Source organism: Polynucleobacter sp. 31A-FELB, from assembly GCF_018882405.1.
Lineage (GTDB): Bacteria > Pseudomonadota > Gammaproteobacteria > Burkholderiales > Burkholderiaceae > Polynucleobacter.
This window is the reverse complement of sequence record NZ_JACVOO010000007.1, coordinates 99,655-122,625: the sequence shown is the minus strand read 5'-3', so window position 1 is coordinate 122,625 and position 22,971 is coordinate 99,655. Positions and strand designations below refer to the sequence as shown.

The 22,971-nt window shown below is 46.0% G+C and carries 19 protein-coding genes and 1 tRNA gene; 4 read left to right on the top strand and 16 right to left on the bottom strand.

Annotation, left to right across the window (positions count from 1 at the left end):
* The 4 genes from ICN30_RS11755 to ICN30_RS06375 all read left to right on the top strand — a co-directional run.
* Positions 1-108, top strand: a 108-nt coding sequence (locus ICN30_RS11755; protein ID WP_370626583.1) for an IS3 family transposase, incomplete at its 5' end; no start/stop codon positions are given.
* A 198-nt stretch (positions 109-306) separates the two neighbouring features.
* Entirely contained in the window at positions 307-525 is a 219-nt protein-coding gene (locus ICN30_RS06385) for a hypothetical protein (RefSeq protein ID WP_216274152.1), read from the top strand.
* A 427-nt stretch (positions 526-952) separates the two neighbouring features.
* A complete protein-coding gene (locus ICN30_RS06380) occupies positions 953-2,359 on the top strand; it encodes an AAA family ATPase (protein ID WP_216274150.1) in 1,407 nt (468 codons plus the stop codon).
* Positions 2,360-2,950: 591 nt separating this feature from the next.
* Positions 2,951-4,111, top strand: coding sequence for an IS30 family transposase (locus ICN30_RS06375; protein WP_216274148.1), 1,161 nt, complete (start codon positions 2,951-2,953; stop codon positions 4,109-4,111).
* A gap of 30 nt (positions 4,112-4,141) precedes the next feature.
* On the opposite strand, the gene ICN30_RS06370 is transcribed toward ICN30_RS06375, so the two are convergent.
* The 16 genes from ICN30_RS06370 to ICN30_RS06295 form a co-directional block, all read right to left on the bottom strand.
* Positions 4,142-5,518, bottom strand: coding sequence for an autotransporter outer membrane beta-barrel domain-containing protein (locus ICN30_RS06370; protein WP_216274146.1), 1,377 nt, complete (start codon positions 5,516-5,518; stop codon positions 4,142-4,144).
* Between the two features lie 449 nt (positions 5,519-5,967).
* The gene (locus ICN30_RS06365; protein WP_216274144.1) at positions 5,968-7,155 is read right to left on the bottom strand and encodes a tyrosine-type recombinase/integrase; all 1,188 of its coding nucleotides are present in this window, start codon (positions 7,153-7,155) and stop codon (positions 5,968-5,970) included.
* A gap of 186 nt (positions 7,156-7,341) precedes the next feature.
* A tRNA-Ser gene (locus ICN30_RS06360) sits at positions 7,342-7,431 on the bottom strand.
* 486 nt (positions 7,432-7,917) lie between these two features.
* Positions 7,918-10,659 carry a DEAD/DEAH box helicase family protein gene (locus tag ICN30_RS06355; protein WP_216274142.1) on the bottom strand — a complete coding sequence of 914 codons (2,742 nt, stop codon included), beginning with the start codon at positions 10,657-10,659 and terminating at the stop codon, positions 7,918-7,920.
* Positions 10,660-10,670: 11 nt separating this feature from the next.
* Positions 10,671-12,542: a site-specific DNA-methyltransferase gene (locus ICN30_RS06350; RefSeq protein ID WP_216274140.1), complete on the bottom strand. Its 1,872-nt coding sequence runs from the start codon at positions 12,540-12,542 to the stop codon at positions 10,671-10,673.
* Between the two features lie 287 nt (positions 12,543-12,829).
* Positions 12,830-13,417: a lytic transglycosylase domain-containing protein gene (locus tag ICN30_RS06345; RefSeq protein WP_216274137.1), complete on the bottom strand. Its 588-nt coding sequence runs from the start codon at positions 13,415-13,417 to the stop codon at positions 12,830-12,832.
* Between the two features lie 11 nt (positions 13,418-13,428).
* Positions 13,429-13,854: a hypothetical protein gene (locus ICN30_RS06340; protein WP_216274134.1), complete on the bottom strand. Its 426-nt coding sequence runs from the start codon at positions 13,852-13,854 to the stop codon at positions 13,429-13,431.
* 312 nt (positions 13,855-14,166) lie between these two features.
* Complete coding sequence (locus ICN30_RS06335; RefSeq protein WP_216274132.1) at positions 14,167-14,895, bottom strand: hypothetical protein; 729 nt, start codon at positions 14,893-14,895, stop codon at positions 14,167-14,169.
* Between the two features lie 47 nt (positions 14,896-14,942).
* Positions 14,943-16,247, bottom strand: coding sequence for a shufflon system plasmid conjugative transfer pilus tip adhesin PilV (gene pilV, locus ICN30_RS06330; protein WP_216274130.1), 1,305 nt, complete (start codon positions 16,245-16,247; stop codon positions 14,943-14,945).
* A 23-nt stretch (positions 16,248-16,270) separates the two neighbouring features.
* Positions 16,271-16,759 carry a type IV pilus biogenesis protein PilM gene (gene pilM / locus ICN30_RS06325; RefSeq protein ID WP_216274127.1) on the bottom strand — a complete coding sequence of 163 codons (489 nt, stop codon included), beginning with the start codon at positions 16,757-16,759 and terminating at the stop codon, positions 16,271-16,273.
* Positions 16,760-16,768: 9 nt separating this feature from the next.
* Complete coding sequence (locus tag ICN30_RS06320) at positions 16,769-17,797, bottom strand: ATPase, T2SS/T4P/T4SS family (RefSeq protein WP_216274126.1); 1,029 nt, start codon at positions 17,795-17,797, stop codon at positions 16,769-16,771.
* Between the two features lie 31 nt (positions 17,798-17,828).
* Positions 17,829-18,308 (bottom strand): type 4 pilus major pilin, encoded by a 480-nt coding sequence (locus ICN30_RS06315; protein WP_216271972.1) that lies wholly within the window; start codon positions 18,306-18,308, stop codon positions 17,829-17,831.
* A 78-nt stretch (positions 18,309-18,386) separates the two neighbouring features.
* Positions 18,387-19,565 (bottom strand): type II secretion system F family protein, encoded by a 1,179-nt coding sequence (locus ICN30_RS06310; protein WP_216274124.1) that lies wholly within the window; start codon positions 19,563-19,565, stop codon positions 18,387-18,389.
* On the bottom strand, positions 19,565-21,202 hold the full coding sequence (locus ICN30_RS06305; protein WP_216274121.1) for a GspE/PulE family protein: 1,638 nt from the start codon (positions 21,200-21,202) through the stop codon (positions 19,565-19,567). The genes ICN30_RS06310 and ICN30_RS06305 overlap by 1 nt, the downstream gene beginning before the upstream one ends.
* Positions 21,192-22,445 (bottom strand): type 4b pilus protein PilO2, encoded by a 1,254-nt coding sequence (pilO2, locus tag ICN30_RS06300; RefSeq protein WP_216274119.1) that lies wholly within the window; start codon positions 22,443-22,445, stop codon positions 21,192-21,194. The genes ICN30_RS06305 and pilO2 overlap by 11 nt, the downstream gene beginning before the upstream one ends.
* The gene (locus tag ICN30_RS06295) at positions 22,442-22,969 is read right to left on the bottom strand and encodes a hypothetical protein (RefSeq protein WP_216274117.1); all 528 of its coding nucleotides are present in this window, start codon (positions 22,967-22,969) and stop codon (positions 22,442-22,444) included. Before ICN30_RS06295 ends, pilO2 begins: the two co-directional genes overlap by 4 nt.
* Between the last annotated feature and the right edge of the window lie 2 nt (positions 22,970-22,971).

The window sequence follows — 22,971 nt, the reverse complement described above, 5'->3', positions numbered from 1 at the left end:
GATTACATCGAAATGTTTTACAACCCGGTTAGACGCCATAGTTACAACAATGGGCTTTCTCCGGTAAGATTTGAACAGCAGTACCAAGCGAGGTTGGCAAGTGTCTAGGATATTGGTAGCGATTCAAAGCATTCGCAATTAATTAAGAATTTATCTTTGATAACAAAAATGTATAAGGCGCAAACCCTTGAAGTAATTGAAAAAAGTTACCGCAACGAGTTGTGGAGAATAAGTGCATTTATTTGCTTGCAATCATAAATAAGTAGTAATAAATAGATAGCTGGTTAATTTAAATAAAGGCTAACTATGCAACATTCTCAGTCAAAAAATCTACAAATATTTGTGGAGGACATAACTCCATTGGCAGAACAAATCTGCAAAGCGAGCTTAAGGCTCGCAGCAAAAATGCACGTTAATGAATATGCGGCTACAGAAAATCAGGAGCTAGGCTACCTATCTACGGCATCAACCGTACTGACAGCGCTTGCTATTTGCAAGTTAAATAAAGGGGGTCAAAGTGCATAGCATCCCTACACATATACAAAAAGTAGCTGGGTTAAAAAAACAGCACTTAATTTTTAGCTCAGCCAAAGCCAAGGTTGGATCTCCTATATCCATGAACTGGAACCAATTCACCTATAGCATGCAGATGTCATGCCATAAAATAGTTAACAGCAAGTTAGACGCTGAGCTATTTAGCCCATGGTCACCTAGAGAGGCTGCCTTTGGCAGAACAAAAGAGTGTGTTGATTCAACATCATTGCTGGCTTTTGATCTAGACAAAATTGACACCATGGATGTTGATCTGGTGTCTAGCTGGTGTTCGCCGTACGCTCATTTTGCCCATACAACACACTCGCATGGACTTCAAGGCAAGGGGTGCTTTCGTGTTTATATCCCTCTTGAGATCCCAATATCGATAGATGAGTACCAAATTACTCATGCTGGCATCTTGGAAACTATTCCAGAAATTAAGTCTCGGATCGATTCAAGCAGTTCAGATGTTGCTCGATGTTTTTTTATGCCCACGTGCCCTAAGTCGACAGAAAGCATGGCGTCATTTGCAATGAGTTTTTCTGAAATTTATGCCTCACCCATTACCAAACCCATCAACTGCAATACAAACCAAACTAATTCTAGTTTCGCTCCACCCCCAACGTTACAGGGTAATCGAAATAATTTACTAGCGTCATATTCGGGCAAGGCATATGTCAGCGGGCTTACGCCTCAAGAGTTCATTGAAGATGCATTGCAATGGGGAGCGAAGTGTCAGCCACCAATGGATTCAGAAGAGGTACATTCGGTAGTTAATTCAATGTGGCAAACCCATACAAGAAATAATCCAGCCGCAATGCCTAACGTAAGTAGGTTAACTAAGTACCTTAGGACTGCCGAGGATTTAAGGAAAGATCCACCTCTTGAATGGACTGTCAGAGGGGTTCTTCCAAACAATGGTATTGGTGCGATTTATGGTGCCCCATCCTCTGGTAAGACATTTCTTGCTCTTGACCTAGCCTTTGCGATAGCTACAGGTAAACCTTGGTTTGGCAATCCAACCATACAAAGATCAGTTGCATATATTGCTCTTGAGGGTTCACATGGAATAAGGCAGCGAATGGCTGCATGGGAAATATCAAACTCAATCACTACGCCTAAAAATCTTTATTTTGTTACGGCATCAGTTAGCGTTGAAGATGATCTTGCTTGGCGAGCTTTGTCAAAAGAAATTAGCAACACTCTAGGTGATGGCGCCATTGTATTTATTGACACCCTAAACAGAGCATCACCCACGGCAGATGAAAATACATCGGCATCAATGGGAAGAATTATTGAGGCAGCTAAGTACATGGCTAGTTTAATTAATGGCTTTGTAATGTTTGTTCATCACGCTGGTAAAGATTCACAAAAGGGGCTTCGTGGCCACTCTTCACTTTTAGCGGCGCTTGATACGGTCATCAAAGTGAGCAGCGCCACCAATCAACGCGTCTGGTCAATTGAAAAATCCAAAGACTCAGAAATTGGCATATGCAATGCTTTTGAACTAAAGACTGTAGAGCTAGGATCAGAAGATATATGGGGTATCACTCATACCAGTTGTACCGTTTCACAAGGCATATTGAAACCTCAATCTAAGCCAATTAAGGGCAAGCACCAGCAGCAAGTAATAAATGTATTGACTGCTATGTTATTGGATGATTCATCTGAAGCGATAACGCAAACAGATCTTGAAATCAAGGTAGCTAAAGATCTAGATATAGACGACCCAAAGAGAGCTAAAGAAAGGGCAAAGAGCGCAGTCTCCAGTCTTATTGATTCTGGGCACCTATTAGTGACCAATGGAGTAATAACCCCAAGCTAATGGCAATCCCGTTCCAGCATACCCATAGGTATGCTGGGAAGTTCGGGAACATTCAAAAACCGAAAAGTCCTATTTCAGGAAAGATCGGGAATTATTTACTTCTATGGGTCAATCAAATAGGCTAATCTACTGTGACCGTAACCCCATGATAATGTTCATGCCTCTGTCAAATATTAAAACTCAATGTGCGGCGATCGCTAGAAGTACAGGCAGTAGATGCCTCAATCCATGTATAGGGACATGCAAGACATGCAAATACCATGGAGGTCGAAAGAATATTCTTGCTGGCACTCAGCACCCTAACTATAAGCATGGTTTAGATACGAAAGAAGCAATAGCCGAAAGAAAGGCAAAAATCGCAGAGCTAAACCAGCACGCCATCAGCCTTGGCATCAACCATAAAATGAGATCGAATTGACCTACCTAGGCCTTGCACGACGAAAACCTACCGCAAACTAGCTTGATTTAACGCCTCTTCCTAACCGCATAACTACCCTTGACCTTAACTCTGCTCTACGACCGCTATCGACCTTGATTTCAACCCGTCGATGCAACACACTACCAACTGCGTAAGCGCAAGGAGTGTTGCTCATGAAACAACGACCTCGAATCTATTACACAGCTACCCAGAAGGACTTAATGTGGGAGCGCTGGAAAAAGGGAGATTCTCTCCAGCAGATTGCCCAGTTATTTGATCGCAATCATTCGTCCATACAAGGCATCTTTGTGCAAACTGGTGGCATTAGACCGCCAGAGCGAACTCGATCCAAACTAGCATTAACCTTAGATGAACGGGAAGCCATCTCACGCGGCTTAGCAAGTGGTCAATCTATGAGATCGATTGCCACTGAGTTAGGTAGATCACCTTCCACGATTAGTCGTGAGATTGGTCGCAATGGCGGTCCAGAGAGCTATCGAGCCAATCAATCAGACCAGTCTGCTTGGGATCGTGCACATCGCCCTCAGACTTGTAAACTAGTCTTGAATAAAACCTTAGCGCATCTGGTGGCAGATAAACTGCAGCACTACTGGTCACCACAACAGATTGCCGGATGGCTAAAAGAGACTTATCCAGATCAGGAGGACTATCAGGTGTCACACGAAACGATCTACCTTAGCCTCTTCATCCAAGCCCGCGGAGCCTTAAAGAAAGAGCTCACACAGCATTTACGACGCACCCGCATCATGCGCCGCTCACGGCATCACACGTTGAAGGATGTGGGGCTTGGAAAAATTAAGGATGCAGTCTCGATTAGAGAAAGGCCAGCCGAAGCACAAGATCGCGCAGTGCCAGGACACTGGGAGGGTGATCTTTTATATGGGGATGCCAATAGTCAGATCGCCACTCTCGTAGAGCGCCAGACTCGCTATGTGATGCTAGTCAAGGTGGCTCGTAAAGACAGTGAGACGGTGGTCAATGCACTCATCAAGCATGCCCGCAAGTTACCGCAAGAGCTCTACAAATCTTTAACATGGGATCGGGGTAAAGAAATGTCTGAGCACAAACGCTTTACTCTAGCTACCGATGTGCAAGTGTATTTTTGCGACCCTCAGCATCCTTGGCAACGAGGATCTAATGAAAATACCAATGGGCTATTAAGACAATACTTCCCCAAGGGTATGAGCTTAGCAAATTACTCCCAAGCCAAACTCAATGCCGTAGCAAGGCAACTCAATGAACGTCCTAGAAAAACACTAAACTATCAAACACCGGCAGAACGTTTTGCCCTAACTGTTGCATCGACGGGTTGAAATCAAGGCCCAAAGCAGCCATTCAACTATTTACAAACCTATCGTATAAGTAGCTAACACCGTCGTTGTTTGAACAGCTTGATAGGCTTCTTGGCGATAAATACCAGTTATGCCTAAGCGTTGGTTCTTGGCAATATCATAGTAAGCACCCAACGTTGCAGTAGGTCTTGTTTTTACAGGGTTGGAATTAAAGTTCACTGAGGTCAAGCCTGGGATGCTTGAGCTTGTTCCAGAGTAAGTGCCATTAGCAGTGTTGGTATCCGTTTCTACACCAGCACTAGCAAAGGTAGTGACTGTTGGAATCACTTTGTAACTAGCTCCTATGCCTGCTAATGCAGTAGTCGCATTGGTATTGAGTGCGGAGTAAGTGAGAGGTGTCGTTACTGAACTTGAAGTACCTTCGGTATAACCACCCATATTATTTTGGGTATAACGCATACCAATATAAGGAGAGACAATGACTTTATCTGTAACTGCAAAACCATATTTAGCGGTTACTTGAGCACCTTGACTGTTTAACTGGGATGAACCAGAGCCCCCTTCTGAAGTGCCTACTACTTGGCGTGTAACTGTCGTGCTCTTTTGACCATAAGCAGCTGATACCTTCACTTCTGTACCAGTGCCATCCAAGCGCTCATTCCAAGCACCGAACAATCCAATGAGCGGTGTGTTGTTGCCAAGATTTACAGTAGTACCTGCGTTGTTTACTGATAAGTTTTGATCCGCATAAGCGCCAATACGATAGCTCGGATGTGGACGATATGCTGCGATCAATAGTGCGCTAGTGTTATTCAAGCCATTCGTTGCAGATACCGCAGTATTACGGCCACCAGCACTTACGCAGACTCCACTAGCGCCAAACTCTGTACAGTCATAGCTAAAGCTGTTTGCAATTACAGCATTTTGCAACACATAAGTACCATGCAATGCGTTAGCGGTATTTCGAAGAGAGGTTTGGGTGTTGGCAGCCGTTGGACCCGATGGGGTTATGGTTCCACCACAAGTGGTGTCATTAATACACGCAAAATAAAAACTGCTTGTGCCTAGTGCCCCACCAATACTGTTATCAGTTAAGACACCAGTACTTCTCCACGCATAATACTGAACTCGTCCTGCAGTAACTCCATACGAAATAGCAAAGAGAGGTCCAAGCGCACCATTCGGGTAACCCAATGAAGAACCAACAGCGGTTGCCAGAGACGATGCTAAAGAAGCGTTCCCCCAAGCAGAGAAGCCCTGTATCAACGAAGCTGATGAGTTGTAAGAAAGCAAGCCAGATTTAGTAACGGTATAGCTACTGCCGCCAACGTTTACAGTGGTAGTTTGAGCAACAACATTTACACCAAACAATGCGCTCAGCATTAATACAAAAGAGCAAAATAGCTTCTTAATATTCAGAAATTTCATCGTTATTTTTTGATATGAGATTAAAAACTATTGAGGCAATTTTGACAGCCAATATTTTACCCTTCAAAGCCCCCGCAAGATCTTGATTACAAAAAATAGTGCTAATCTCTATATAATGACGAATTTTGGATAAGGTGCCGCGCCAGTCGTGTTTGACACGACACCCCCATCCCTCGTTTAAGTCAATCTTTCTGCTGCCATAGTTGCCGTCATCTTGCTATAGTGCCGCTCTATCATCCCAATACTAGCTCCCATTTGCCGTGCCAAGGTATGTGTAGCCGACTGTCCCAAGTTGGCCGGACTCTGCCGGTCAAACCCCTAAAAATAGTCTCTTTTGGCTGTCTGCAATAGGTTAGGAAGAAGACGGTGAATATAAGTTACGACACCCTACTAGATTTCAATGGGTGGCTCTTTTCGCCGTAATACGCATTTAACTTTAGCTCTTGAATTTAAGCAGTCCTCAACGAGAACTCCAAATAATCAGCCCATTCTTGCATCATCTTTGCTCGTGGCTCGAGATAAAGGGCATGATTGTAGGCGGCACTGACAGCGTTGCGTGGAGAATGGGCAAGCTGCAATTCAATATGATCGTGGTTATAACCCCGCTCATGGAGAATGGTCGAAGCCAATCCTCTAAATCCGTGACCAGTCATCTTCCCCTTGTACCCCATACGCTCCAACGCTTTTAAGATTGTGTTATTACTCATCGGTTTTTTTGAATAATGCGCCCCTGGAAATACCCACTCACTAGTTCCAGTAACTATTTGAAGCAGTTTTAAAATTTCCAATGCTTGCGTCGATAAAGGAACTATGTGGGGAGTTCTCATCTTCATTCGCTCAGCAGAAATATTCCACCGAGCATTATCCAGGTCAAACTCAGACCACCTGGCTTGAATTAACTCACTCGTTCTGACAAACGTTAATGCCATAAGCTTTATAGCCAATCTGGTAGTTTGCGTGCCTTGATATACTTCAATCTTAGCCAGCAACTCAGGCAGATCTTTTGCGTCAATTCGAGCATAGTTCACTTTTCTGGCAGACTTAAGTACATCTCCAGGATTAAATTCAATCGCTGGGTTTCGCTCTGCATAGCCATGCGCAATCGCATAACGAAACACTTGCCCCACGGTCTGAAGCGCTCTCTTAGCAATATCAACTGCACCACGCTCTTCGATATCCTTTGCCAACTTAACTAATTCTGGTGCTTGAATTTTTCCAATTGGACGCTTACCAATAACTGGAAAAACATCGCTTTTTAATCGCCTTAAGGTGCTCTCAACATGACGAGGGCTCTTTCCAGAACCCCAATTCTCAAACCACTTCTCTGCAATGTTTTGAAAGGAGTTGGCCTGCCCTTCTTGACTGGCCAATTTTTTAGCTTTTCGTTGAGCCATGGGATCAATTCCAGAGGCATGTAATTTGCGAGCCTCACGATGTAACTCTCTTGCAGAAGCCAAGGAGATATGAGGATATTTTCCGTAGGAGATGATTTTTTCTCTTCCTTCAAATCGATAACTCCAGCGCCAAAGCTTTCCGCCCGCAGTCGTGACCCATAAATACAAGCCCTCACCATCACTGCGCTGATAGTCTTTGACACCCGATTTAAGTTTTTTAATTTCAGTATCAGTTAACGCCATAAAACCACCTTCAATAGATAACTGGGAAAATACCCCCAAATAAAAAACTATCTACCCTTAAAAATACCCCCTGTAGACCTTGGTTTTCATTGTATGTTGTTGGACAATAAAAAACAAAAAAGCCCTTTATTTAAAGGGCTTTAAGGAGTAATCTTGGACGTTGCTGGACGCTACTAAATCTAGAAATGGCGGAGAGGGAGGGATTCGAACCCTCGATACTTTTACAAATATGCCGGTTTAGTAGACCGGTGCCTTCAGCCACTCGGCCACGTTTCCTTGATTCAATTATAAGGTCGGGTGAATCATGAAATCGTGGAGCAAAAACAGTTAGTCTTTTTCGACTAACTTAAAGCGGTTGTGGAGATAAAGGGCGTTAATGACATATGCCTATGTCTACGCATATGTAAGAATCACACCACATCCCCATACTACTTTGAGACCGATACTCTAAGCAGCTATAACGGAATTGAGCCCATGCCCGACCAGCAACAGGCGGCCTTATTGGCTTGATCGGAATTGACCAAAGAGAATCCCTTTAGGGGCATGCCGCGGTACGTTTTTCTCAAGCGATAGCACCTTGCTACAGTAACGGTCCAAGACTTGCAGCCCTCTTTAAGGCTTGCCGCTGGCAGTTAGAGCCTCATTCTGCGGTAGCAGGGAAAGATATACTCGGGGGCAAAACGTACGCCTTATTTAGCCATAGTACAACTCCTATTTAAGCAAAAGATTATCAAAATCTCTCGCTTGGAGTGGCACTAAAAATCAACACGGGCCGGTGAACTCAAGCAAATCACTGGCTGTCACCGCTAATTGATAAACAACGCCTGTTTTAAGTGCATCAATACACTGCTTACCCATCAGCACCTTAAATTTTTCATCTCCTCGTAACTTACTAGGGTCACTGGTGCCCTTTGTCTCAGCCACAAAATATAACTTATTATCCCGCTCTAACACAACCGCCCAGTCCGGCGAGTAGTTGCCAATCGGCGTGGGGATTTTGAATCCCCGGGGTATTTTGAAGAAAAATTTGACCTCTTCACTCACTTCACAATCGCGGGCAAAACAGTCTTCGGTTTTACTGTCAGTTCGGTAGTAGTTAAAGGGTGTTTTGTCTTCATAGCCCTCTTTGACTTGCAACACCTGTTCTTGGAGCACTTCTCCCAACTCGTCGGTAAAAAGTTGTTGCGTGTAGTCCAAGCCCCATGCTGCCCCGCGCTCATACTTGACGCCGCCTTCATACAAAATTTCATTCCTTGCGCGTTCAAACGCTGCCACCATGTGTTCTAAAAACCGCTGCGGATTCAGCATCAACTCATTGGCACGGCCACACTCCTTGAGCACGGCCACGATAGATCCCCGCGACAATTTGATGCGGCTTTGAATAAAGCTAAACACATCGGGCATCATGCAGGAGGTCAATTCTGTAGACTTAACAGCACTGCCCTTACTTAGCGGGCTTAAACCTGCCCCATCCATTTCAATTTGCGCCGTGTTCGATTTAAGCTGCAAGCGAGCAATGGCGGGGTAATGGTTGGTGTCTTTCAAAAATGACGCCGCTTTACTCACTAAAACGGCATCGTCATAGTGAACGGCGTAGCGGGTGTGAAAACTTACCTTGTCCCACAGCTCAAACAACAAAGGGTAGTTCTCTCGCGTCAGCTCATGCTTGGTGTATTTCACCACCACCTTGTCGCGGTTAGCATCCCCAATGCGCCCCGTAAATGGCACACCCGTTTCTTCTTCAATTTCAGTTTGTAGGGCTTTGGTAAAAGCCTCATAGCTTTCATTGGCAATGACCGTGAGCAAGTTGATTTTTTTGTCCGTGATGCGCTCACCTGTTTTGCTGTTGACTGGCAAACGCAAACCACGGCCAACCTCTTGACGCTTTTTCACATCGCTTGCGCTCTCGTTCAAGGTGCAAATCTGGAACACATTGGGGTTGTCCCAGCCCTCACGCAAGGCGCTGTGAGAGAAAATGAACTGCACAGGGTTATCTAGGCTCAACAACTCTTCTTTGTTCTTCATGATAAGGTTGTAGGTATCCTCATCGTCTTTGGTGGTGCCCTTGGTATCCTTCAATACGCCTTTTTTGTCCTGAGAAAAATAGCCCTTGTGAACCCCATTGGCTGGGTGGGGTATCAAGCCTGGGTTTTGCTTATTAAACTTTTCAAACGCCTCTTCAAACCACGCTTCAAACTTGGCTTTTTCGCCATCCGCGCTGCGATAGTTGGCCACCTTATCAATGAAGAAAAGCGACAACACTTTGATGCCTATGGGGTGCAGTTTTTTAGCCCTTTCAAAGTGCCATTTGACCGTTCTCTCAACTTGGAATTTTTGGAGCTCATCGGTTAAGCCACCCCGTGAATCGCCCTCATGCAGCACCAAGCCACCTGTGAATTTAATAAAGCCCGCTTGAGCGTCGATGTCTTCGACAATGAAGCCATCGCGGTAAATTTCACGCTGGTTTGACTTCACAAACAAATCATCGCCCGCCGACAATACCGCATCTTTTTTGAGCACGCCGCCCGCCTCACCATTGGCAAAGAAGCTCAACTTCACTTTGATGGTTTTCTTGGCTCGCTGGAATTCCTTCAGCGCCACAAAAGCTGCGTTGTAATTTTGATCAGCTGTGACGCCATCCACCTGAATTTGTTTCACTAGCCCCAGGTTGTAGGCGTCCACGGGGGTTAAGCGTGAAATTAAGTTATAGGGGTTCTTGTGCGTTGCACTATATCGCAGGGTGCAAAATGGGTTCAGGTTGTGAATAGCTTGGCGGCGGAGTTCCGTTTCCATGTTCTGCGGTTCATCCACAATCACAATTGGGCGGGTGGCTTGCAAGAATTCAATCGGTTTCACACCCTGCTCGCGCACCGTGTTGATGATGTTGCTGTCGCTGGCAAAGCTGTCGATGTTGATAACCAAAATTTGCAGCGAATTGGATGCCGCAAAGTTGCGTAGGCCATTACGGTTCTTGCTGTCCCAAACCGTGTAATTGGCTGGGACTCCATATTGAGCCTTCATGTCCTTGGCGGTGATTTCCAAGTTTTTCAGAGTGCCCTCACGAATGGCGACACTGGGCACCACAATGACAAATTTGCAAAAACCATAGACACGATGAAGTTCATAAATCGTGCGAATATAGGTGTAGGTCTTGCCTGTGCCCGTCTCCATCTCAATGGATAAATTCAGGTCAACGGCTGAGGAAGCATCATTGGCTTCATCGTTGGCTTCATTGGTGGCTTCGCTGGTGGCCCTTGGCACAAGTGCCGCGGACACCTCCAATTCATTCTCTTTTTGAACCTCTTGGATATTGGCTAAAAACTGCTCTTTGGACAACCCTAAACGGTTGCCAATGCCTTTGTCACCAAACTCTACAGAACCGACTTCACCACGGGTATTTTCAAAAGCGGTGCCCGCCTGTGGCTGGCCTTTGAATACCTTCACTACGGCATTCAGGGCCGCCATTTGGTGCGGTGCGTGGTGGTCAAACTTGAATTCCATCATCAAGTCGCCCCTTACAGCACTTCAAGCGCAATGTCTGCGTCTTGAAGTTGTAGGCTGAAATTGGTCAAAGCCTGGCTATCCACAAAACACTTATTCAAACACAACACCTTCACAGGCTTGGCTTTCAGAATGAAGGCCAGAACATCTCCCGCATGGTTTGCGGGGGCCTCAAAGAACATCGCCACATGCTTGCCGCTGTCGGGTTTTGCCATATAGACCGTGGCCGCAGTCGCAGCATCGCCCACTTTGTGGCTTTCAATAGGTGTGGTGATCGGCAAAGCCAACTTCAACAACAACTCATATACCATGCCGCCCGCTTCGCTGTCGGGCTTGGCGCTGTCAACGTGGTATTCCAATTGCGCCAATAAATCAGCTTCATTATCAACATCAGTGCGCCACTCTTTAAAGTTCGATGGGGCAAGTTTGAAGGCGTTAAATCCTAGCGCTTGCTTTTGCATATCGTCTTTTGTAAGAACCCCCTGCGCCGAACCCTCTAAGCGCTTGGACTCAATTTTTTCAATTACCTTGGAAATGCGGGCACGGCCAATGTCGGCGATGGTGCGATAACCCACCTTATATGCCTCACTTGATTCATCCAATACCTCGGGCATTTGAACGCAAATGAACTGGCGATTACCGCCGTCTTCTTCGTTAAGATCGAGAACGGCTTGGGCGGTTGTGCCGCTGCCTGAGAAAAAGTCAAAGATTAAGTCATTGCTTTGAGTTGCCGCATTGACTAAAAAACTTATTGTTTTAGATGGTTTTGAATGGACAAAAATTTTTGCCATATCGAAAAGCTCAGTCAATTCTGCCGTTCCGTCTTCGTTTAAACCATGCTTATCCCACCAGCTCTCAATTTTCAATCTTTTAGATTTTCGTTCATTTAGGAAAACTTTTTGAACGGGTCTAGCATCACCACTTTTTCCAAAAATTATTCGACCATCTTTAATTCTTTTTAAAGTCTCCGTTTCATTAAAAACCCAATACCGCCCTCTGGAAGGAAGAAAACTTTCCTTTGTTTTAGGATTGACAATCGGATAATATGGACCCTCATGATTTGCAGATAAATCCATTGTTGTCCATAGCCCTCGTTCGTCACCATCAGGATTTGAATAATTTTTTGAAATGAACTCTTCACTCAATGGAAGTCCAAAATTGTCCTCGGGAATGCTTTTTGCATTTTTTGCATAGGCAAAAATAAAATCATGAACGGGAGGGATTAGACCCATATTATTTCCGTTTGTTTTCTTCTTCCATACAATCTTTCCAATAAAATTTTCTTCTCCAAAAATTTCATCCATCAACAGCTTCAAATCAGCCGCTTCGTTATCGTCAATAGAGACAAAAATCACGCCATCATCACGCAATAAATTACGGGCCAGAAATAGGCGGGGATACATCATGGACAACCAAACGCTGTGGAATTGGCCATTCTCTTTGGTGTTCTTTTTCCAAAGCGTCTGCTTATTTACAAAGCCTGCTTCGTCGGTTTGACCTGTGCGGGCTTGGTATTCTTTCAGCGTCTCGGTGTAATCGTCTGGATACACAAAGCTGTCATTGCCCGTGTTGTAGGGCGGGTCAATGTAAATCATCTTGACCTTGCCAAAGTAAGCTTTTTGAAGGGTGCGCAGCACCTCCAAGTTCTCACCCTCAATATTGAGGTTTTGCGTGGCATCCCAATTCACGCTGTTCGCCGTATCAGGCCGCAAGGTGGCCGTGGTGCGCTTTTGGATTTCAGCCCTAGCATCGGCTTTGCCTGCCCACGAAAGTTCATAGTTCTCTCGGCCAGTGGCTACGTTCTCGCCCAGAGTTGCAGTCAAACGCTTAATGTCAATCTTGCCTTCGGTGAAAATCTCGGGGAAAAGTTGGCGCAATTGCTCCATCTTTAAGTTGGCCACATCGAGACTTTGAGATAGATCCCCAACTTTGGAGGTCTGATTAGATTCTGAGTTGTTCATTTTTTGCACTTAAGGTTGCACGTCACGTTTGACTCCCAATTATGCCGTAGCGCATGGGGCACCTGTGGCATATCTACCTCCTACCTAGACCAATTACAAGGCACTTGCCAGCCCAGTAGGCTTACCTCTAGATAATTGGCCCCTTGCAAATATGCCGGATTTAGTTGGTCATAGGGCCAATGAAAGGCTGGGGGCTGACCACTTCTTGGCCATCAAATCTTCTCAACTAATTTAAATCGGTTGTAAAGATAGAGAACATTACTTACATAGGCTTGCGTCTCAGCATATGGCGGGATTCCCCCGTATTTCTTGACTGCTCCAGGACCGGCATTGTATGCAGCGATGGCCAGCGGCCAGCTTCTAAACGTGTACCATTGAGCAGCTAAGTAATAAGCCCCTGTAGCAAGGCTTTGGCGGGAGTCCCACATTGCATCAGGGTGTTGACCTAGAGAAACAGCGGTGCTGGGGATTACTTGAGTAAGCCCTCTGGCCCCAGCTTTACTGACAGCATTCGGGTTATAGGCCGACTCAACCGCCACCAGGGATTTTAATAATGCAGGTTCCAAGCCCTGCTGTTTAGCGACCTGATTGATTAGAGGCTCGATAGCCCAGTAGCGGCCAACAACAGCGTTACAGCTATTGCCCCGGTACCTAGCGTCCGCTTGCAAACAACGTACCAAGCCTTCAATACCCGAGGATTGGGCTTGAGCATGAGCGGGTATGAGGATAATTAGGATAAAACAAGCGCTTACCAGTAGAGCCCTGAGGCCACAGTAGCATGAAAGTAAATTAATCCTCATGCGGTCTTAATTTAAACGCCTACCCTTGGCAGTATTGAGCCACCAGAAGGTTCGTAGCGAACGCGGAGCGCCGCCAATAGGGCTAAGGTAAAAAGAATGCCGAGTAGATCAAATAAAAATTGATTTGTCGTAGAGCCTTTAGAAAAGGCAAGTCCAATATTGAATTCCCAACAAAAACTAAAAACCAAATATGCTAACGGCACTAACAACATAATGGCTCTAAGGATGTAATTACAAGCCTTAACTGGGTCCTTCTTCCCTTTGATTAGCAAAACAGAAGAAAGTGCACCAATCACAAAAAGGCAACAGCCAATGGCTGTTATGAAATGCTCTAAATTTACAATCCAGTCGCGATTGATGAATCCTAAGCTTTGCAAAGGGATCCCAGAGAACTCTAGGCCACGGACTACTCTTAAGGAAAAGGCTGAGAGAGTCAAGGCTGACCCCCAGAATATTGAGGTGGGTACAAATTTAGAAAGTTTCATAATTAAAGGGTATAAAAATAGCTTCGATTAACTGGACCTAAGTAAGCTTAAGAGGTAGCCGGCCTAATTAAGTCATCAGCACTTCTAGTCGCTTGATATCTTTGTGATCGTGAAAGGCAATAAATACATCGCCACTTACTTCGATACCCGCCTGCAACCAAACGCATTTGATCGATATTTTTAGTCATCATGCAGGACGGGCAAAACTTTTGTGAAGTTCTTTGGGTGGTTATTTGATTCATCGGAACAAGTAGGAGCGTTTAATTAAAAGCGATAGCCTACACCCAATTGCAACACTGGCAATAAATTGTATTTTGAAAGAGTGCTGTTAATTGATTGCTGTTGAGCTGCAATGTCGGTAGCCAGTTGTGCGCAAGTTGATGCTGCGGTTCCCGCTGAGCAGTTAGCAGATAGCGTAACTTTCGGAGCCCCGCTAAATATTACGCCAACGTCTGACGTGAAATACAGCCCGCCATCCGTCGCGCTATTAAAGCCATCGTAACCAAGACCAAGGTAAGGCTTAACGCCACTATATTTAGCACTACCATCGAACGAGTTCACCTGAGAAGTTGAATAGGTATTGCCATTAATAGTGTAAGAACCAGCGCCTGTTGTGGCACCAGTCAAGTTCAATTGTGTACTTGGAATATAGGCTCCGGCACTCACTCGGAAACCATTGGCAAAGGGATGTGCATCAACCAATAGATCCCATCCACCTAGCCCCAGCTTGCCATTAAATTGGGAGCCATCATTGGTAAAGTTGCGGCTAAAGTCCATCTGACTATAACCACCGCGCAATTTGAAGTGCTCATTAATACTATAGGTCAAATCAATACCAAGACCCATCGTTCCCCCTTTGGCAGAGATGCCAAAGGGGGAAGCGGGAGAAGCTGTTGTTGCAATCCCCTGTGCAAATGTTGCATTTGATACCCCAATCGCTGCAATCAACGTTGCATAGGTTGCAGCTTTTCTAAAAAAATTAATGTCCTTCATGAATACTTCCTTTCTGTATAAAAAACTTTCGAACTAATAGGGCTTTGCTAATACATCTCTGCCCAGCTATATTTCCCAAAACGGCCAGAGGTCGCGCGGTAGCAACTACCTGGCGCAACAATTCCAAATGCATTTAAATAACCTGAGCCACCGTTCCAGTTACCTACGGAGTACTCAATAAGGACTCCATCTATGTACAAAGCAAGATCGCCCCAGCCTGGTGAAGGATTCGGGCCACCACTTATGCCTACAGCAATCGGATAAGTAAATCCATTGCAATAAGTCGTTCCGAAAGAGCGGGCAACGGCATGCCATGTCTCGCCACCTAGACCAAGACCCTTGGCGGATGCTGATTTCCAAGCGCCCCACCCAGCACCCGCGACTCCGGATTGCTGAACCCTTGTATAAGGAATGCCCACATTCGCGCCTGTCATGGCGTATGCGGTTTGTACAGCGTAAAAGTTGCCACTGTTCACATGGCGATAGGTATCAACAAAGTACCAATCCGCTGAAGGTGCATTACCCATGCCAGCACCATTAACGCAGCTCTTAGTTCCGGCTAATCCTTCAAGAACATTTAGATCGCCCGAATATTGTGGGCAAGCTATATTGCTTGTCCAAACATTGCTTTGGCACGTTAAAGCTAAGCCAGTGCCATTTTGAGCAATCGCTCCATTAGTTGCGCAAGCACCGCCAATGGTTTGAGTAGACGCCATAATGATGGGCGTATTCATCGTATTCAGGCTGGTATTGCCTACGTTATTGCGATAAAGATAATTGCTAACGAATTGACCGTTGCTAAAAGTAAGGAGCGAGGCAATATTGCCTCCAGCAATTCCAGTAAAACCTGCCGTAGGTAAGCTCCAGCCCGCATACGCACCTTGTGCTGTTGCGGTGCCAGTGGGCCATGTACCCGAATCATTTAATGGGATAAATCCTCCAGGGGCACCGATAAGGGCAGCCACTCGTGAAGCCACCTGATCAGTTAATTGGGTGCCTCCAGTACCTAGCGCTAACGCGTTAAGATTTCCGGCGGTAGGCTGCAACACTTGCGCTTGCCAAGTTTGGCCAAATGGGTTTGTGGCGCTAAAGGAGCTTGGTAGCAATCCTACGGCAGGCGCTTGGAGCATAGCTACTGTAATAGTCGCCGGTGTTGAAGCCGTGGCTACCGCAGAGATATTGCTACTGTATTGCGTGATGTAGGATTGAACCGCAGTATTAAATTGCGTGGCTTGCTGCGCTGTGGCGGCAACCTGCATATTTAAATTACCTTGTTTTTGATAATTCATAAACAAGATGACAAATGCCACCGTCAATACTCCAGCCAAAAGCGACCCTAGTAGATCTCTCATTTAAATTCTCTTAAGTGTTTTCATTACAAATCGAACCCAATAACCGAAACAATGTTTCCGCTCGCAATTGGTGTGGCCAGCGGCATTGCAGCAGTTGAAGCGCCCACTGCCGCGCTCGTCCAGGTAGTTCCATTGGAGATTCCAAAGGAGGCATCGTTATTGGCAGCGATCGAGGCTTGCTCAGCTACGCTTTGGGTAAAAGGCGCATAACAAATCACCACCCTGGCATTACCCACTCCGGTCGCAATGACAATGTTATTGACCTGCCCTAAAAAGCTGCTGGAAAAAGCACCGCCAATAGCGATAATTTGCGCCACCGGTATCACGCCGGCAAAGCTAGGATTATTCTGCTGATAAGTCATCACCGCATTGCGGTAAGCCAAAAAGGATTGACCATTACTTTGTATCTGAGCCGAAGTAGTGTTGATTGCAGCGACTTTGGACTCTTGGCCAAAGATGGCCAAAAATCCTAAAAACATGACTGAAAAAATTAGCGGTGCAAAAAATCCCATTTCCGCCCCTTAAGATCGACTCTGCAGCATGTGATTGCGCTGGCGCGAAATCTCTGAAGAAAGCATTGAAAAATTACCGCTACGAACGACGGATGCTAAGGCTGTGCCTTCAGGCCCCAGGAACCATAAAAAATCAATTGTGAGTTTTTTACTTTTTCTAATGCTAGCGGGTGAGCCAGATCCCCGCCCATCGCTTAAGGGGCTTGCAGACTTTAGTGACAAAAGTTCTGTTTGATCTTTGGTCTCACACAGCTCCAAATAGGCCACTGCAGAAAGTGCATCGGCCAATAAATTGTTATCCCCAATAAAGCCTGCAAAACGGGCTAAGGCACCTACTAATGAATGGCCATGAAACGTGGTGATAACTAAATGGCCTGACAGGGCTGCCAGTACCGCTTCTTTGGCCACAAAAGCATCTCTGATTTCTCCAAGAAAAATAATATTGGGAGAGGTTCTCAGAAAATTGATCACCGCATTAGCCATCTCTTGATCGCTACCAACCTCATGCGAAAAACACATTCCATCACCATGGCGACCTGCAATTTGTAGCTCTACAGGATTTTCTGCGGTAACGCAAACACCACCTAAAGTAGTTAGACGCGCCACAATCATGCTATTGGCTAAAGTCGTTTTACCAGATCCTGCTTTGCCGCCCAGCATGCATAAACCCTGCGTTAATGTTGGGCTTAAAAGGCGTTCAATGATCGGCTTAGGTACCCCCAAATCTGCTAAGGTGGCCACTCCCTGTCGATAGCGCCGAATATAAAAAACAGTCTGGTCATTACTGCCAACTAAATTAGTCACCCGAAGACGCATAGCGCTTTGTGTGGCAGCGGGCCATAAGGCCGTCATGCTCCCCGGCGCACTATCATCACACTGCTCACCAAGATAACGGTAGAGTCTTGAGAGCTCTTCGTGCAATGGCGCTTCGAATTCACGCAAACGCAGTGAATCGCTTGACTCTTTGTAGCGGCAGTCCCTGGGATTCGCAAGTAAATAAATGTCTGAGAACACCAGGTCTAAGAGGGTTTTAGGCATACGAATTTGACTCTTGAAAATAAAAGCAAAATTAATGGCCGAAAGTAAATACGAGTGAGTTGGAATTGCCTGTGCAGGTACCTGCAACCACACTAGGGTCTGCTGGTAGAGTCACGCTGGTACCGTTAATAGAAAGAGCGCCTAAGTTGCTAATGGCGGTCGCCATTTTTACGCAGGCATCATTGGGAACTGAAGGTTCGGTAACGGTAAAAAAGCTCGTGTTGGCCGCAGGAGCAACGGTCACATTACCGCCCCAGGGGTTAATGAGCGCTGCGCCAGAGATCATCGTAGCTGGTGCTAAATTGCCGTTGACAACAACAGTCGCTGAGAGATTGGTGTAGGACGGATGACTAATATAAGTCGCTTGAATTGACCCAACCATAGAGGTTAGATCCGTTAACGCTTGACTGGACTTATTGCTACTGGTGACGTTGTTGTAAAGAGCGATTAAAGCCACAATACCAATGATGGTTACTAAAGCGGCAAAAAGACCGCCAATAAGATCACGCATTTTGATTCTCCTAAAGGGTTGTTACTGCCAACTACTGATTAAAAGGTTGAACTGCTTTTTTATAACTACACTGCCGCACTACTTCACTACGGTGCCAACTTGATTTGATAGATCTTGAACTGCCAAAATTAATATCGCCATTCCAAACATCATTGAATACTCAAAAAATTTGGAGGTGGTATTGGCCAAGGCCAATGTACGAGCCTCAATTTGAGAAGCCCACGTCGCTACAAGTTTGGTAATGCGCTCCGGAAAATTAGCAAATCCATAAAGAGCAATAATTGATTCATTAATTTCTGGCGATGGGAAATTCATCGATAGTCCACCCTGTCGTGTTGGTGAAATTAAGGCTTCTGGCAAGCTCATGCCGCCACTACGCAAGCGATGAAATAAGAGTGAAAGACGCTCTGAAAGATAGGGGCTTGCACCTTTAGCCTGCATTTGCAAAATTTGCATATCAGAAATCCCGGAGGCCAAAAGAGTAGCGAAAACCATTAGCCATTGGTAGCCCACCAAATCACGGTAGTAGCTATACGGAAAGTGGCGTTCGGCAACGAGGCGTGTTGGCCCAGTCCACCGGGGTAGCGACCACAGCAAGGCCGCTAATGCAGAGCCAATGAAAACGGGGATTAGGAAAATCCAGGCCGAATTAACAAAGCCACTAATAGCGTACAAAAAATGGACTAATCCTTGGGCTTTTGCTCTTGGTACGGCAGACTCTAAGCCTGGTATCACAGCACTTGCCAGATACCACAACACCGCGCAAGCAATGAGTAAATGCCCCACAGTGCTTGAGAGTCCTTGTCGTAACGTCTGCTTTAACCGAACACTGCGCTCACGCTGCTCCAATATGAGCGATAGAGCAAAAGGCAACTTACCGCCAAGCTCACCCGCACTGATGATTGCGAGTTCTTCGCTACCTACTAATCCCTCTAAGCTTTCTGAGAATTTTTTACCATTTTGTAGCTTTTGAATAATCAGCAAAATGATTCTGGCATATGCATGCTTTTTGGTACGCAGCATGCGATCTCTAAAATGCACTAAGGCTTTTTCTAAAGCAATCTCATTGCCCACCTGGTCAACTAAGTGCTGATAAAAGGGGCCCCTAATTTTCCAATCTAATTTACTTTTCCGGCTAAATGCCCCCTGCAGTTGCAAAGGCAGTAGCCCTCTTAAACCTTCGAAATACTCAGATGCAAGAGACTGTGTTAGGCGGGCTTGACTGCGTTTTAAAAAACCCATTTGTGAGTTTTCCATCACACAACCAATCCGTAAGGCATGGAGCTGGCAGGGTTAGAGCTAATTAAGTCAACGGTTTTTTCCACCGCCCGAGGGTCAACCTCACCAGCAAAAACTAAGTGCAGCGCTTGCTCCAATAAGGGTCGATCCGAATCAACTCTTGCGCGATAATTTTTCCGCGCAACGCTTGTGCCATGATTCACAAAATCATCCATCAAGACCTCATCACATAGAACCACTTCCGCAATCGCCACCCTTTTGGATTTGCCGGTGTAATTGCAATGCTGGCATCCACCCTCTTTTTCCAGATAAACCTGATTAACATCACACCAAGTTCCCAAAGCGGATAAAAGACGCGCATCCAATGACAAGCCCGAAGCTGCGCTATCACTCAACGAAACCTTGCAGTGGGGACAAGCTCTTGGGATTAATCGCTGCGCAATCAACCCGCGAATGATGGTGTGATCGCAAAAGCGTTTACGCGGCAATAGAACGGGGTCCATTGTTTCGATACGATCAATCGCTGCAAACGGGTCAGGAGTATGCAAAGTAGACCATGCCTGGTGACCTGTTAAGGCTGCTTCAATGACGGATGCGGCAACTGCTGGCCCTCGAATTTCTCCTAAAAATAAAATCTTAGGGGCCATACGCAACGCCCCGCGAACCAAGTTGGCGTACTCGATGCCCACTTCTTCATCGTTTTTGGCGTTGGTGATCACCATTTGCACCGCCCAGGGCATCGGGTTTTCAACTGGATCTTCAACAGTGACCTGGCGGTTATAGGGCTTGATTCTGGCTAGGTGTTGCAAGATCTGAAACAAAGTAGTGGTTTTACCGGAACCAGTAGGCCCAGTAAAAAGAACAACCCCCGCCGGGGTATTCATCAAAATGTCTATTTTTGCAATTTGTGCTGCAGAGTAACCCATCTCCGCCAATGCAAAGTGTCCGGCGGGACGTTCTGGATAGAACAAGGGGTCAAGCCCATCTTCTTTTTTATGTCCTGCCAAATATTGCAAACGGATTGTCATAAATCCGCCGCCTTGTGCGCCTAAAGAAAAAGCTGGCCCTCTAAAAATACGGCAAGAAGATAGTTTGCATTCTGGCGGAAACTCCGAGCCGGAAATTTGCGCATTTTGATATGCAAGCTCTTCATACATTGCAGCCTTAGTTTGGGCAATGCCTTGAAAAATCGCTCTGGCAATAGCGCCACCTTCATTGTGAAATACTGTCAGAAAGTGATATAGATCGCCACCAATTTCAAACTGCACATCCGCATGGGTACCACGCATCATGATATGAATATCAGATGCACCATACTTGCTAGCCTGGGCAATCAGATCGAGCGCATAGTTACGCACCAATAGCTCACTTTTGTCGCCACCAATCGCTTTTTGAGCAAATCCTTGTTCGTGCAATTGAGCGATCTGGGCGATTTCGCGAAGCTCTACCGTTATTGAGCCATCATTACGCTTTGTCTTATTTAGCCAAGTCATAAAGTGTGGGTTGCCTGAGGTGCGTAGATCTGTAAAGACCGTTTTAGTCTTCACGTCTAGCGCAACTTTATCCAAAAGACGAAGCGGTAATAACTCAAACTTAAAACCCATGGAAGGTCTTGAACCATTAAAAGAATTTAAAACAGATTTTCTAGTATCCATAAACCATGCCCTCTAATTTGTACCCTGCACTATCGACCAAACTGCTAGAAAGATGAGTCATTCGCATTCCCGGTACGCTCGAAAAATCAATTGAAAATGGAGCTGTTGAGCTAACCAAAGTGAAACTTTGTTTTTGCAACGGCTTGACTTGAGAGGCGGCGTTATTGACTTGTTGCGCCATTTGATTAATCTGGCCTGGTAAGGCGTTTGCGGCAGTATCAGTCGGCGTTGTTAGCTCCAAGCTCATGCCGGTGCTTTGCGCAATAAAGCGCAAAGCCAGAAGATTGCTTTGCAAAGTGCCTGGTGGCTCGATAGAGGGGCTATTCTGGCCAGCGCTCACCCCAAAAGATAGGGGCAGTAGTTGTGAAATATTTGCGCCATCGTTACTGAGCGCCCCTTCTGGTCGATTTTTTACCGTTGCACCAGGCGCTAATTTCCACTGAGCCAGCGCTTCATTATTCTGACAATCTATTCCCACTAACTTCCAGCCAGATTTAGTCAGGGGTAGTGCATACACCACTGCTTTACAGGCAGTAAGCCAACTATTGGGCATGGGCGCATTCAAAGGCGCTAATGCTTGGTCAGCCATCTTTTGCTGTTGCGCTGCTAGCACCTGAGCAGCATGAATGCGTGCCTGCTCTTCTTTTTGCAAGGCATGCCAATAAAACCCACCCCCTACCAGTCCGGCGCAAACCAATCCAATCGTGACGCCCTTCCAGGGCAACGCTTTGCTTGCCCCAATGGCATTGACTGTAACAAGCTTACTTTTAGCAACAATCCCAGTAGCCTCGCGCTGGGCAATATTGGCAAGTAACTCATTTAAGGCACTTAAATCCCCTTCAACACTTTTCCAATCTTTAAACCCTGCATGCGCTGAGCGCACTTCATCAATCTCTTGTGCAGTGCCAATAATGTCGCCATCCGGGAGAATGGAATACCCATCTCGAACGGCAATGTACCAATACACACCATCGCCTAGCTGAAATATGCCAAACCAAGGCTCAGCAACGGCGCTTGCTAAGCGGGCTGCAAGCGAATAGGTCTTATTGGACTTTTTAGTAAGCGCTCCATCGCTATCGTAAGCAAACCCTGCTTGAACTGCGAGTTCGCTAACCCGCAATGCGTAAAGATTGGCTCCATAATGCTGCGCTTCTGTTTTGATTTCGCTAAAGTTGGGCGCTGTATCAAAGGCATTCCAATGCATGCCAAGATACCAACGAGTTTTGCCAAGCTGAAGAATCATTTGGCTAAATCCTCACCCGTCTTTTGGCTCTCTACTTTGAGGGCCGAAGTTGTCTTATCAGGGCAGCAACATGGGTTAAGCTCCCTCCTATTGCCAACCTCAACTTCAGCATTAACGGCATTAAACACGATGCCAGCCATGTGTAGTGCCTCAGTCATATCCGGCACCAGCGTAACGGTTCCGGATGAGTCATCGACGACGTAGTTGTGAGGCTCCCCAATGCAAAAGGTAAAGGAGCCTTCAGCGCCATCAAGAAATTCCATAACCAGCCATTCCGCACCAGAATATCGGTAAGCCCAAAGGCGGGCTTTAACCCTCTGGCCATTAGATTGCTTTTGCAAAAGCGCGACAACTGTTTTGGCCCAGTCGTAAACAGGGCTTAATGTATTGCTAGCCCCACTAGGGGGAAGATGACAACGCTCCGCATCTTCTATGCGGGGTTGATTGGCGTATTCTTTTTCCATAAATGCCTGCTCTTCAGGCGAAAAGTCCTGAGATTCTGGTTGGCAAATTTCTTGGTTCATTT

Bases quoted from the DNA above. Each gene is read 5' to 3' on its own strand.
- ICN30_RS06385 (WP_216274152.1), top strand. From the start codon at position 307: ATGCAACATTCTCAGTCAAAAAATCTACAAATATTTGTGGAGGACATA.
- ICN30_RS06375 (WP_216274148.1), top strand. From the start codon at position 2,951: ATGAAACAACGACCTCGAATCTATTACACAGCTACCCAGAAGGACTTA.
- ICN30_RS06370 (WP_216274146.1), bottom strand. From the start codon at position 5,518: ATGAAATTTCTGAATATTAAGAAGCTATTTTGCTCTTTTGTATTAATG.
- ICN30_RS06365 (WP_216274144.1), bottom strand. From the start codon at position 7,155: ATGGCGTTAACTGATACTGAAATTAAAAAACTTAAATCGGGTGTCAAA.
- ICN30_RS06355 (WP_216274142.1), bottom strand. From the start codon at position 10,659: ATGATGGAATTCAAGTTTGACCACCACGCACCGCACCAAATGGCGGCC.
- ICN30_RS06350 (WP_216274140.1), bottom strand. From the start codon at position 12,542: ATGGAGCAATTGCGCCAACTTTTCCCCGAGATTTTCACCGAAGGCAAG.
- ICN30_RS06345 (WP_216274137.1), bottom strand. From the start codon at position 13,417: ATGAGGATTAATTTACTTTCATGCTACTGTGGCCTCAGGGCTCTACTG.
- ICN30_RS06335 (WP_216274132.1), bottom strand. From the start codon at position 14,895: ATGAAGGACATTAATTTTTTTAGAAAAGCTGCAACCTATGCAACGTTG.
- pilV (WP_216274130.1), bottom strand. From the start codon at position 16,247: ATGAGAGATCTACTAGGGTCGCTTTTGGCTGGAGTATTGACGGTGGCA.
- pilM (WP_216274127.1), bottom strand. From the start codon at position 16,759: ATGGGATTTTTTGCACCGCTAATTTTTTCAGTCATGTTTTTAGGATTT.
- ICN30_RS06320 (WP_216274126.1), bottom strand. From the start codon at position 17,797: ATGCCTAAAACCCTCTTAGACCTGGTGTTCTCAGACATTTATTTACTT.
- ICN30_RS06315 (WP_216271972.1), bottom strand. From the start codon at position 18,308: ATGCGTGATCTTATTGGCGGTCTTTTTGCCGCTTTAGTAACCATCATT.
- ICN30_RS06310 (WP_216274124.1), bottom strand. From the start codon at position 19,565: ATGGAAAACTCACAAATGGGTTTTTTAAAACGCAGTCAAGCCCGCCTA.
- ICN30_RS06305 (WP_216274121.1), bottom strand. From the start codon at position 21,202: ATGGATACTAGAAAATCTGTTTTAAATTCTTTTAATGGTTCAAGACCT.
- pilO2 (WP_216274119.1), bottom strand. From the start codon at position 22,445: ATGATTCTTCAGCTTGGCAAAACTCGTTGGTATCTTGGCATGCATTGG.
- ICN30_RS06295 (WP_216274117.1), bottom strand. From the start codon at position 22,969: ATGAACCAAGAAATTTGCCAACCAGAATCTCAGGACTTTTCGCCTGAA.